The following is a 12,506-nucleotide window of genomic DNA, read 5'->3' as shown; positions in this document are numbered from 1 at the left end:
GCCCGTGCCCCCCGCGACGTGAACACGTCGCGGGGGGCACGGGCCGTCGGTCTCTCCCGGCGCGGTCACCTGACCGCGCCGGATCGAACACCGTTACTTGAGATCGAACACCGTTACTTGAGCCAGCTCATCATCGGGCGGAGCTTGGCACCGGTCTTCTCGATCGGGTGCTCGGCGAGCTCGTCGCGGTAGGCGGTGAACTTCTTCTGGCCGCCGTCGAACTCGTCCACCAGCTCCTTGGCGAACTCGCCCGACTGGATCTCGGCGAGGATGCGCTGCATCTCCTTCTTCGTCTCCGGCGTCACGATGCGCGGGCCGCGGGAGTAGCCGCCGTACTCGGCGGTGTCGGAGACCGACCAGTACATCTTCGAGATGCCGCCCTCGTACATGAGGTCGACGATCAGCTTCATCTCGTGCAGGCACTCGAAGTAGGCGACCTCGGGCTGGTAGCCCGCCTCGATCAGCGTCTCGAAGCCGACCTTGATCAGCTCGGACACGCCGCCGCACAGCACGGCCTGCTCACCGAACAGGTCGGTCTCGGTCTCCTCCTTGAAGGTCGTCTTCAGCGCCCCGGCGCGGGTGCCGCCGATGCCCTTGGCGTACGACAGCGCGAGGTCCAGGGCGCTTCCGCTGGCGTCCTTCTCCACCGCGACGAGACACGGCACGCCGCGGCCCGCCGTGTACTGGCGGCGCACGAGGTGACCGGGACCCTTGGGGGCGACCATGGCCACGTCCACGCCCTCGGGCGCCTCGATGAGGCCGTAGCGGATGTTGAGGCCGTGCCCGAAGAAGAGCGCGTCGCCCTCGACCAGGTTCGGGGCCACGTGGTCGGCGTACAGGTGGCGCTGGATGTGGTCCGGCGCGAGGATCATGGTCAGGTCGGCCTCTTCGACGGCCTCCGAGGGCGTGAGCACGCGCAGGCCGTCGGCCTCCGCCTTCTCCCGGCTCTTGGAACCCTCGGGCAGGCCCACCCGGACGTCCACGCCGGAGTCGCGCAGCGAGAGCGCGTGGGCGTGGCCCTGGCTGCCGTATCCCAGAACGGCGACGTGCCGGCCCTGGATGATCGACAGGTCGGCCTGGTCGTCGTAGAAGATCTCAGTCACTTGCTTAACCTTTCGGGTTTCTCGTACGCGTTACGCGGTCCGGTCCAGGGCCCGGAGAGAACGGTCGGTGATGGAACGGGCGCCGCGGCCGATGGCCACCATGCCCGACTGGACAAGCTCCTTGATGCCGAACGGCTCCAGGACCTTGATGAATGCCTGCAGCTTGTCGGGTGTGCCGGTGACCTCGATGGTCACCGCGTCCGAGGAGACGTCGACGCAGCGCGCCCGGAACAGGTTGACCAGCTCCAGCACGCTGGAACGGTTCTCCGCGTCGGCCCGTACCTTGATCAGGGTGAGCTCGCGCTGCACCGACTGCGCCGGGTCGAGCTCCACGATCTTCAGCACGTTGACGAGCTTGTTGAGCTGCTTGGTGACCTGCTCCAGCGGGAGGTCGGCGACGTTGACCACGATGGTCATCCGGGAGATGTCCGCGTGCTCGGTCGGCCCGACCGCCAGCGAGTCGATGTTGAACCCCCTGCGGCTGAACAGCGACGAGACGCGCGCGAGCACGCCCGGCTTGTTCTCCACCAGCACGGAGAGCGTGTGCCTGCTCATGCCTAGTCCTCGCTGTCCCAGACGGGCGCCATGTCGCGCGCGAACTTGATCTCGTCGTTGCTGGTCCCGGCCGCGACCATCGGCCACACCATGGCGTCCTGGTGCACCACGAAGTCGACGACCACCGGCACGTCGTTGATCTCCATGGCCTTCTTGATCGTCGCGTCCACGTCCTCCGGACGCTCGCACCGCAGCCCCACACAACCGTACGCCTCGGCGAGCTTGACGAAGTCGGGAATCCGGCGGACCGTCTGCAGGTCGGTGTTGGAGTAACGCTGGTTGTAGAACAGCGTCTGCCACTGCCTGACCATGCCCAGGTTACCGTTGTTGATGATCGCGACCTTGATCGGCACGCCCTCGATCGTGCAGGTGGCGAGCTCCTGGTTGGTCATCTGGAAGCAGCCGTCGCCGTCGATGGCCCACACCGTGGTGTCGGGGCGGCCCATCTTGGCCCCCATCGCCGCCGGGAGGGAGAAGCCCATCGTGCCCGCGCCGCCGGAGTTGATGAACGTGCCGGGGTTCTCGTAGCCGATGAACTGCGCGGCCCACATCTGGTGCTGGCCGACGCCCGCGGTGTAGATCGCGTCCGGGCCGACGAGCGCGCCCAGCCGCTCCATGACGTACTGCGGGGCGAGGGAGCCGTCCTCGAACTCGGTGTAGCCGAGCGGGTAGGTCGCCTTGTAGGCGTTGAGCGCCGTCCACCAGTCGGCGTAGTCGCCCTTGTGCTCCTCGTTGCGCACCACGCTGATCAGGTCGGAGATGACCTCCTTGCAGTCGCCCACGATCGGGACGTCCGCGTGCCGGTTCTTGGAGATCTCCGCCGGGTCGATGTCCGCGTGGACGACCTTCGCGTGCGGCGCGAAGGTGGACAGCTGGCCGGTGACGCGGTCGTCGAAGCGGACGCCGAGCCCGATGATCAGGTCGGACCTCTGCAGCGCGCCGACCGCCGACACCGAGCCGTGCATGCCGGGCATGCCCATGTGCTGCGGGTGGCTGTCGGGGAAGGTGCCCCTCGCCATCAGGGTGGTGACCACCGGGATGCCGGTCAGCTCGGCGAACTCCAGCAGCTGCGCCGACGCCCCCGCGCGGTGCACGCCGCCGCCCACGTAGAGGACGGGCCGCCTGGCCTCGGCGATCAGCTTCGCCGCCTCGCGGATCTGCTTGGAGTGCGGCCGGGTCACCGGGCGGTAGCCGGGCAGCTGCATGACGACCGGCCACTGGAACGTCGTCTTCGCCTGGAGCGCGTCCTTGGCGATGTCGACCAGCACCGGTCCCGGCCGCCCGGTCGAGGCGATGTGGAACGCCTCGACGATCGTCCTGGGGATGTCGTCCGGGTTGGTGATCAGGAAGTTGTGCTTCGTGATCGGCATGGTGATACCGGAGATGTCGGCTTCCTGGAAGGCGTCCGTGCCGATGGCGTTGCTCGCCACCTGGCCGGTGATCGCGACCATCGGGACCGAGTCCATGTACGCGTCGGCGATCGGGGTGACCAGGTTGGTCGCGCCGGGACCGCTGGTGGCCATGCAGACCCCGACCTTGCCGGTGGCCTGCGCGTAGCCCTGCGCCGCATGCCCCGCGCCCTGCTCGTGCCGTACGAGCACGTGCCGGACCTTGGTCGAGTCGTAGAGCGGATCGTAGGCGGGGAGAATCGCGCCGCCCGGGATCCCGAACACAGTGTCGACCCCGACGTGCTCCAGCGCCCTCACGAGGGCCTGGGCTCCTGTCATCTGTTCGGTCATCGGCTCGTTCCTTGTGGCTGAGCATGCTTGATGGCATAAAAAATGCCCCATTCCGCCTGGTCGGCGGAGCTGGGGCGGCGCGCGGGTCGGAGGTACTCGGCTTCAGCGACCAGCGCGCCGGCGAAGTACTACGAGAATCCCACGGTGAAGCTGCATGGCTCCACCATGGCCGAAGGAACACCCCCGCGTCAAATTCATGGGACACATATCTCAGAGTCCGAGATGCGCGGTCACGCGGGGGTGCCGAGGCTGGAGAGGCTGGTGCGCATCAGCGAGTCGACGCCGCGCGCGGCCATCGGACGCGCCACCAGGAATCCCTGGCCCCGGGTGCAGCCCATCTCCCGCAGGAGCTCCAGCTGCTCGGGCCGCTCGATGCCCTCGGCGACCACGATCAGCCCCAGGTCGTGACCGAGCCGCACGATCGTGCGGGTCAGCAGGGTCAGCGTCTCGTCACGGCCGAGCCCGGACACGAAGGAGGGGTCGATCTTGATCATGTCGACCGGGAGCTGCCGCAGGAACGCCAGCGAGGCGTACCCGGTGCCGAAGTCGTCGATGGCGAGCCGGACCCCGAGGGCGCGCAGCTCGGAGAGCCGGGTGACGGTCTCCTCCGCGTCCTCGACCAGCATCTCCTCGATGACCTCCAGGGTGAGCGCGCTGGGCGGCAGCCCGCTCTCGACCAGGGCCGCCTCGACGGTCTCCACGAAGCGCGGCGCCATGATCTGCCGGGCCGACAGGTTGAGCGAGAGCCCGATCTCCCAGGCGGAGGCGCGCCAGGCGGCCACCTCCCGGCAGGACTCGCGCAGGATCCACTCGCTCAGCGGGACGATCAGGCCGGTGTCCTCGGCCGGGCCGAGGAACTGCTCCGGCGGGACGAACTCCCCGCCCCGGCACCAGCGCACCAGCGCCTCGACGGCGGTGACGCGCGAGGTGGCCAGGTCGACCACCGGCTGGTACTCGATCGCGAACTGGTTCTCCAGCAGGGCTCTCTGCAGGTCGGCGGCGAGCTCCAGGCGCCGTACCACGTCGGCGTGCATGTGCGCGGCGAACACCTCGACCCGGCGCCCGCCCAGCTCCTTCGCCCTCGCCATCGCCACGTCGGCGTTGCGGATCAGGTCGGCGGAGGAGACGTCGTCGGCGGCGAAGGCCACCCCCACGCTCGCGGTCAGCGCGATGTCGCGGTCGGCGACCCGGAACGGCTCGGACGAGACCGTGCGGACCAGCCGCTCGGCCAGGTCGACCGCCGTCTGGGCGTCGACCGGCGCCTCCAGCAGCACCGCGAACTCGTCGCCGCCCCAGCGCGCCAGGGTGTCGTCGGCCCGTACGGTGGCGCGCAGCCTGCGGGCCGCCTGGCCGAGCAGGTAGTCGCCGCTGGCGTGGCCCACCGAGTCGTTCACCGCGGTGAAGCCGTCGAGGTCCAGGAAGACCACCGCGACGTTGCTCGCGCCCGGACGGGCCAGCACCTCCCGGGTGCGCTCCTCGAAGTAGGCCCGGTTGGGCAGGCCGGTGATGCCGTCGTGGAAGGTGAGGTGGGCGACCTGGCTGCGCAGGGCCTCCTGGTCGCTGATGTCGCGGGTGGTGACGAGCAGCAGGTCCTCGCCGCGCACGTGCCGGGTGGCCACCGACTCGGCCGGCCGCCAGGTCCCGTCGGAGGCCCGGACCCGGCAGGCGACCATGCACGCGCCCGGCCCCTCCTCGGCCTCCTCCTCCAGGCTCATCGCGCCCAGCGCCGCCTGGATTCCCGGCACGTCCTCGGGGTGGATGTAGTCGAAGATCCTCCCGCCGACCAGGTCGTCGGGGCGGTAGCCGTACGTGATCTCGACGCCCTCGCCGATCTGCCGCACCACGCCGTCGTAGTCGCACAGCAGGACCACGTCCCCGGCGCTCTCGGCGAGGTCGTGCAGCTGCCGCTCGCCGAGGTGGAGCAGGCTCCGCAGCCGCCCGGTCTCCAGCAGCGTCACGAACAGGCGTACCAGCAGGACGGCGACGATCGACGCGCACACCGAGGCCAGCACCGCCGGAGGGCCCTGCACCCCGCCGCTGATCACGCGCAGGAGCACCACGACGGTGGCCACCGCGACGAGGAACAGCGGCACGGCCGCGATCAGCGACGACGTGCTCTCGCGGACGGCCGGCTCGTCGTCCTCGGGCTCGGGCGGCCGGGTCGCGGGGCCGCTCCACGGGACCGCGGCGAGCACGAGGAACGCGGCGGGGGCGAGCCACACCCAGGTCAGGGACGGCGTGTCGCCGCTCACCCGGGCCAGCGCGGTGATCGTCTCGGAGGTCGCGACGGCGCCGAGCACGGCCAGCGCGGCCAGGCCGACCGGCCAGGCCGACCGGCGGATCGGCACCACCGCGGGGCCCACGACGCAGGCGAGGATCAGGCAGAACAGGGGCGAGGCGAAGCTGACCGCGGCGTCGCCCGCGTCGCCGCCGTCACCGTAGACCGGGCCCACCAGCGACACCCAGAGGATCACCATGACGGCGGCGGCGCACACGTAGGAGTCGGCGAGGTCGCGCAGCAGGGCGTGCCCGCGCGCGGGCCTCGCCGCCGACAGCGCGGCACCGACAGCGATCATGGCCGTACCGGCCAGGAGCACCAGGTCGGCGAAGGTCACCACGAAGGGCGCGCCGTCGGCGATCGGCCGTACCCCCACCCCGGCCAGCCAGGTGACCGAGCCCCCGGCCAGCCAGCGCCAGGCCAACGCCCTGCGCCGGTCGATCACCCTGGAGGCGGCGGCGAACAGCGAGCCCGCGGCGGCCGCGGCGGTGACGACGCCCGCCACCGCCTCGACGACCACGGCGGGAGCACCGGTGACCAGAGCGGCCACGAGCCCCACCACGCCTACGGCGGCGGCGGTCAGCGGTACCCGGGGGTCACGCCAGCGGATCAATGTCGTCTGCCCATCAGTGTCGTTTGGTGTGTCTCGTCGATGTGTTTCGCTTTCGCAGCATCCCTTGCTCGCCGCACTCGCGCTGCCCGCGCGAGCACGTCGTCCTTCGTCCTCGGCGCTCGCACCGGCACAGGGCCAGTGTGTGCCGTCCGGTCCGCGCGAGGGGCGACAACGCCGTAGTCGTCACCGATCTGATAACCGCGCGAGCCACGGAGATCACTTACTACCGACGGTACGCACCGCAGGTCACGAGGTAGCCACGGTCCGGATTCCTTTGCCGGTCAGTAGGAACCCGTGATCACGTTTTTGAGCGGCTCGCCCGCGAGGTAGCGCAGCAGCTGGGAGCGGAGCAGCTTCAGCGTGCGGCGTACCGAGGCCGGATTGCTGCCCGCGACGTGCGGGGTGATGAAGGCCCCCGGCGCAGTCCACAGCGGGTGGTCCTCCGGCAGGGGCTCGGGGGCGGTGACGTCGAGCGCGGCGAGGATCCGGCCGCCCCGCAGCTCGGCGACGAGCGCGTCCGTGTCGACCACCGGGCCCCTGGCCGCGTTCACCAGGAGGGCGCCGTCCTTCATCGCGGCGAGGAAACCGGCGTCCACCATGCCGGTGGTCTCGGGCGTCGAGGGGACGAGCAGCACCACCACGTCCGCCTCGGGCAGCAGGGCGGGCAGCTCGTCCAGGCCGTGCACACCGGGCCTGGCGGTCCTCGCCACCCGGACGACGTCGACCTCGAAACCGTCGAGCCGCCGCTCCAGCGCCTCGCCGATCGAGCCGTAGCCGACGACCAGGACCGTGGAGTCGGCCAGTACCCCGGTGTGGTGGTAGGTCCACTCGCCCCGGAGCTGCGCGCGGACGAACCCGGGGAACTCCCGGAGCACGGAGATCATCGCTCCCACCACCCACTCGGCGGTGCCCGCGTCGTGCACCCCCCTGGCGTTGCACAACGTCACCCCCTCCGGCAGGTGCGGCCGGTAGGCGTCGACCCCCGCCGTGACGGTCTGCAGCAGCCGCAGGCCGGTCATCCGGGAGAGCAGCCCGGGAAGGTCCGCCACCGGCATCAGCGGCGGGATCCAGACCTCGGCCTCCCCGGCACCCTCGGGCACCGGCTCCGTGCCGTCGTAGACGACGCACTCCACTTCCGGAAGGTCGCACAGGACATCGGCCGCGGCTTTGGAAGGGACCCAGATCTTCATGGACGCATTATCCAGCCGTCCACCGGTGACAACGCCCCGGGAGCGCGCCCCGCCCGGCCGCGGGGCGGACACCCGCGGCCGGGTACGCGCGCCGGGGGAAGCCGGGGGAAATCGGGGGAAATCGGGGGAAACGGCGCGGTCGGGTACGCGCGTCGGGAGAGACGGGCGCGGTCGGGTACCCGCGCCGGGGGAAGCGGGCGCGGTCAGATGCGCGCGTCGGGAGAGAGCGGGTGCGGGCCCGCTCGGCCCGCGTCCCGGGTGTCTACTCGTCGGACTCGGGAACGCACTTCAGGTCGAGCTCGGGACGGTAGACCGTGGTCTTCTTGACCCGCTTGATCTCCTTGCCGTCCTGCTTGAAGACGCGCCAGACGTCGATCGTGAAGCCGTTCTGGCCGACCATCGCGATGCAGTCGGGACCGCTGTCGGTCTCGCTCTTGAACGGGGTGATGTCGTATCTCTCGGACGAGATCGACTCGATCTCGTAGCGCTTGGTGCTCCAGAAGCCGACGGTGACCCCGCTGTCGTTGAAGGAGGTCTTCACCAGCACCCCGTACGGCGAGTCGTTCTTCCAGCGGAAGTCGGGCTCGGGCCAGGAGACCGTGGACTCGCGCCCGGCCGGGTAGCGGGAGATGTAGAACTCGTGCGCCACGTGCTGGACGTCCTCCAGACCGCCGAAGAACACCGCGTTGTACATGGTGGTGACGAACTGGGAGATGCCGCCGCCGACCGAGTCGACCAGCCTGCCGCCCTGGATCATGGGGGCGGGGACGAAGCCGCGGGCCGTGTCGCGCTGACCGACGACGCCGTTCAGCGAGAAGGTCTCGCCCGGCTTCACCAGGTAGCCGTCGAGGAGCTTGGCGATCGTCCTGATGTTGGTGACCCGGGACGGGCAGCACTCGTAGGGCGTGGTGAACTGGCTGATCCGCTCCTTGATGCCGAGCTTGCGCGCCTCGGCGTCGGACATCCGCGGCTTGACGGTGGTCAGGAGCACCGGGATCGTCCGGTCGCCGCCTTCGGTGATCATCTTGGCCACGTCCGAGGCGAGCCGCTCGTCGTCGACGCCCTTCCCCCTGCGGCCGGGCACCAGCTTCGGCTTTCCCCCGACGATCTGGAACGTGGGGTCGCGCGGTGCCAGCACCGGGTCGACGAGCTCTCCCTCCACGGAGGCCACGGCGCTCCTGGCGTCGAACTCCGGCCGCATGCCGCCCGCGCCGTCCGGCTTGAAGGACAGGTGGGCGGCGAGGGTCTCCACCGGCAGCTGGACCCGCTTGCCGGCGAAGGTCAGGGTGACCGGCCCGGACAGGGCCCGGGCCGCGTCGGCCGCGGCCTTCTTCACCGTCGCCTCCGTGGCCATCGGTTTGATCACCGAGACCGGGAGGCGGACCTCCTTCGACGGGCCGAGGAAGGCGCTCGTGATCGCGGCGACCGCGACCTCCCGCTCCAGCTCCCTGCCGTCGCGGGGCTTCACGACGACGGGCTCGACGCCCTCGAACGTGACCGAGCCCTCGCGGACCTTGAGGTCGATCTTCTTGGCCAGGCTCGCGACCGCGGTCCGCATGCCCTCGGCGTCGGCGGAGACCTTGGGCTCCAGCTTGGTGGTGCCGGTGAGGGCCCGCCAGACCTGGGCGGGGCTGGGGAAGCCGCTGGGCGCCTGATTGATGGTGGCGACCACGTCGAACTCCAGCCCCGCCTTGACGGGGTCGAAGTCGTAGCGCTTGCCCGCGGCCAGGAGGGTCATCTCGCCGGAGGAGTCGCCCGTCAGGCGGTCCCTGAGCTTGTCGGCCGCCTCGGTCGCGGTCAGGCCGCCGATGTCGATGCCCCGCACCGTGGTGCCCGGCAGCATCCTGCCGGACATGATGACCGCGGGCACCGCGTAGGCGAGCCCGACGACGAACAGCACGGCGAAGAGGATCAGGAAGAATTTGCGGGTCCTGCGGCGGGGCGGGGGCGGCTCCTCGTAGCGGAGCGCGTCGGGCTGCGGGAACCCTCCGTCGCCACCGGGGACGAGCGTCGGCTCGTCACGCTGGAAGGGGCGCTCCGGGGGGAGGGCCATCTGCCAGGGCTGCGGGGGCCGGGGGGCGGGCGGGAGTGTCGTCCCGCGGGGCTGCGCGGAGGGGCCTCCGGGACCGGGAGGGCCGCCGAGGCCGGGAGATCCTCCGGCTCCGGTGGGGCCGAAGATGTCGGGCGAGACGCCCGGCGGAAGGTTGGAACCGCCCTGGGGACCGCCCTGGGAGTGACCGATCTGGGGGTGGGCGCCCTGGAGGTGACCGGCCGGGGAGCGGCCGGCCTGCGCGCCGGGGGGGAGTCGCGGGCCGCGGGCGCCCGGCGGGACGGGGCCCGAGGGAAGTGGCACTGCCTCGAAGGGATCCGGCGGCGGGTTCACAGGCGCTCCGGCGTTCCGCACGGCCTCCGTATCCTCCTGCTTCGCAGCTTCCACCTCCGGCAACCTTAAACCACATTGGTCAACCGCCGTCCCAAAAGGAATAACAAATCAGCCTGTCCAGCGGTAACGGTGTTCCGGCCTTCCCGCGGTGCCGTACTTCGGGCGGAGCTCCGCCTGACCCGCGGCGCACAGGTGTTCCAGGTACCGGCGGGCGCTGACCCTGGAGAGACCGGTGATGGTCGCCGCCTCGGCCGCCGACAGGTCGCCGCCGCTCTCCCTGAGCGCCGCGGCGACCAGGGAACAGGTGGTCCCGGACAGCCCCTTGGGCAGCGGCGGGGGAACCTGCCTGACCGCGCCGAAGAGCCGGTCGATCTCGTCCTGCCGGGCCTCGTCCCCGAGGGTGGCGAGCTGCCTGCGGGTCTCGGCGTACTGTTCGAGGCGCTCGGCCAGGGCGCGGGCGGTGAAGGGCTTGATCAGGTAGTTGACCGCGCCGCCGCGCATCGCCGCCCGGACCGTGGCCACGTCCCGCGCGGCGGTGATCACCAGGATGTCCACCGGGTGCACGGCCTCCCTGAGCTTCACCAGGACGTCGAGTCCTGACATGTCCGGCAGGTAGATGTCGAGCAGTACCAGGTCGGGCCTGCGCGTCGCGGCCGACTCGATCGCGGCGCCCCCGGTGTGGACGACGTCGGCGACCGTGAAGCCGGGCATCCTGGCGACGTAGCCACCGTGGATCCTCGCCACCATGAAGTCGTCGTCCACGACGAGGACACGGATCTCCCCCGCGTGCCCGTTCCCGGTCACCTCGGCACCTTCCGTTCCGCGGATCCCCGGGCGGGGGGCGGCTCGGGTTCACCGGGTCCGCCGGTGCGGGACGAGGGGGGCTGCCCGTTGGGAGAGAAGGAGGGCTCCTCGCCGGCGAGGAGCGCGGCCTCCCCGGCGGGCGGTACCGACGGCTCACCGGTGGGCAGGAGCGCGGTGAAGACGGCTCCGCCCGCGTTGTGCACCCGCACCCAGCCACCCCGGCGCGCACACGCCTGACGGGTGAGGGCCAGGCCCAGGCCGCGTGGCCCGGCGTGGGCCGCCTTGGTGGTGAAACCCTCCCTGAACACCTCGTGGACCAGGCCCGGGGTGATCCCCGGCCCGGAGTCGCCGACCCGGACGCGCAGGCCGTCCGCCTCGGTACGGACCGAGACCTCCACCGTTCCCCCCGTCTCCTGCAGCGCGTCGAGGGCGTTGGCGACCAGGTTGCCGACGACCAGGACCGCGTCGTGCGGGTCGCCGAGCATGCCCGCCTCCACCCGGGAGTCGTCGGACAGCACCAGGGTCGCGCCCCGCTCGGCCGCCTCGGCCGACTTGGCCAGCAGCAGCGCGGCCAGCGTCGGGTCGGCGACCTTCTCCCTGATGCCCGAGGCGTGCCTGCTGTAGGCCTCGGTGGTCTGGGTGATGTAGCTGACGGCCGTCTCGTGCTCGCCGAGTTCCAGCAGGCCGACCACGGTGTGCATCCGGTTGGCGAACTCGTGGGCCTGCGCGCGCAGCGCGCCGGTCGTCGTGCTGGCCTGGTCGAGCTCGCGCGCCAGCCGTACCAGCTCGGTGCGGTCCCGCAGGGTGACCACCCAGCCGCTCTGCCGCTCCCGTACCGCCACCGGGGTCCGGTTGAGCACCAGCACCCGGTCGCGGTGGAGCACCACCCGGTCGTCGCCGGGGTCCACGCCGTCCAGCACGTCCCGCATCCGGTCGGACAGGGGCATCTCGCGCAGGCTCCGGCCGACGTCGTGTTGGGAGAGGCCGAGCAGGTCGCGTGCCGCGTCGTTGACCAGCGTCACCCGTCCCTGCAGGTCGAGGGCGAGCACCCCCTCCTTCACGCCGTGCAGTACGCCCTCGCGCTGTTCGAGCAGGGCCGCGATCTCGGCGGGTTCCAGGCCGAACGTCTGGCGGCGCACCCGCCGGGCGATCAGCGCGGCGGCGGCCGACCCGGCGACGAGGACCGCGAGGACCGTCCACAGCAGCGGCGGGAGCGCCTCGCCGAGCTGGTCGGCGACGGTCCCCTCCAGGATCCCGACCGAGGCCAGGCCGATGACCTGCCCCGAGGCGTCGAAGATCGGGGCCTTGCCGCGTACCGAGCGGCCGAGGGTGCCCGTCTGGACGCCGGTCCAGTGCCGTCCGTTCGTCATCACCTCTGAGCCGTCGGTGGACAGCCTCTTGCCGATCAGGGCCGCGTTGGGGTGGGCGTAGCGGATCTGGTCGCGATTCGCGATCACCACGTAGTCGGCGCCGGTGGCCGCCTGCACCCCGAGCGCGATCGGCTGCAGGCTCAGCTCGGGCCGGGGACCGCCGAACGCCTCGCGCACCTGGGGAAGCCCCGCCACCGACTCGGCGATCGCCAGCGCGCGCTGCTGGTACTGGCGGTCGAGCAGGACGCGGGTGTGCTCCATCCAGACGCCCGCCGTGCCGCCGACCGCGAGGAACACGATCACGGTCTGCAACACGAAAAGCTGGGTACCGAGCGAGGCGTTGAGTAAGCGTCGCACGAGTCAACTCCCTGGTCAGGGCCTCGATGAAAGCAGTTCGAGATAACGGCGAGGTCGCGAGGAGGTGTGACCAATATGACCGATACGACGGCAACCACGCAAAGGATCGACAGA

Annotated in this window: 8 protein-coding genes; all 8 read right to left on the bottom strand. The window is 71.1% G+C overall.

All coding sequences use genetic code 11. The features are described 5' to 3' along the window. Positions 1-113: 113 nt before the first annotated feature. The 8 genes from ilvC to ACFFRH_RS31185 all read right to left on the bottom strand — a co-directional run bounded on the left by ilvC (position 114) and on the right by ACFFRH_RS31185 (position 12,392). A complete protein-coding gene (gene ilvC / locus ACFFRH_RS31220) occupies positions 114-1,103 on the bottom strand; it encodes a ketol-acid reductoisomerase (RefSeq protein WP_512701136.1) in 990 nt (329 codons plus the stop codon). 30 nt (positions 1,104-1,133) lie between these two features. Continuing rightward, positions 1,134-1,658, bottom strand: a complete 525-nt coding sequence (gene ilvN / locus ACFFRH_RS31215) for an acetolactate synthase small subunit (RefSeq protein ID WP_344749301.1) — start codon at positions 1,656-1,658, stop codon at positions 1,134-1,136. 2 nt (positions 1,659-1,660) lie between these two features. Continuing rightward, positions 1,661-3,448, bottom strand: a complete 1,788-nt coding sequence (locus tag ACFFRH_RS31210) for an acetolactate synthase large subunit (protein ID WP_386161156.1) — start codon at positions 3,446-3,448, stop codon at positions 1,661-1,663. 179 nt (positions 3,449-3,627) lie between these two features. After that, positions 3,628-6,288 (bottom strand): putative bifunctional diguanylate cyclase/phosphodiesterase, encoded by a 2,661-nt coding sequence (locus ACFFRH_RS31205; protein WP_344749300.1) that lies wholly within the window; start codon positions 6,286-6,288, stop codon positions 3,628-3,630. Between the two features lie 281 nt (positions 6,289-6,569). After that, positions 6,570-7,478: a 2-hydroxyacid dehydrogenase gene (locus ACFFRH_RS31200; RefSeq protein WP_344749299.1), complete on the bottom strand. Its 909-nt coding sequence runs from the start codon at positions 7,476-7,478 to the stop codon at positions 6,570-6,572. Between the two features lie 262 nt (positions 7,479-7,740). Continuing rightward, the gene (locus tag ACFFRH_RS31195; RefSeq protein WP_344749297.1) at positions 7,741-9,831 is read right to left on the bottom strand and encodes a VanW family protein; all 2,091 of its coding nucleotides are present in this window, start codon (positions 9,829-9,831) and stop codon (positions 7,741-7,743) included. Positions 9,832-9,969: 138 nt separating this feature from the next. Continuing rightward, positions 9,970-10,665 carry a response regulator gene (locus ACFFRH_RS31190; protein ID WP_344749296.1) on the bottom strand — a complete coding sequence of 232 codons (696 nt, stop codon included), beginning with the start codon at positions 10,663-10,665 and terminating at the stop codon, positions 9,970-9,972. Beyond that, a complete protein-coding gene (locus tag ACFFRH_RS31185) occupies positions 10,662-12,392 on the bottom strand; it encodes an ATP-binding protein (protein ID WP_386161155.1) in 1,731 nt (576 codons plus the stop codon). The genes ACFFRH_RS31190 and ACFFRH_RS31185 overlap by 4 nt, the downstream gene beginning before the upstream one ends. Positions 12,393-12,506 lie beyond the last annotated feature (114 nt).

Origin of the sequence: Streptosporangium vulgare (genome assembly GCF_042428775.1) — a bacterium.
Lineage (GTDB): Bacteria > Actinomycetota > Actinomycetes > Streptosporangiales > Streptosporangiaceae > Streptosporangium > Streptosporangium vulgare.
Note: the sequence above shows the minus strand (reverse complement) of the source record. Positions and strands in the feature narration are given on the sequence as shown.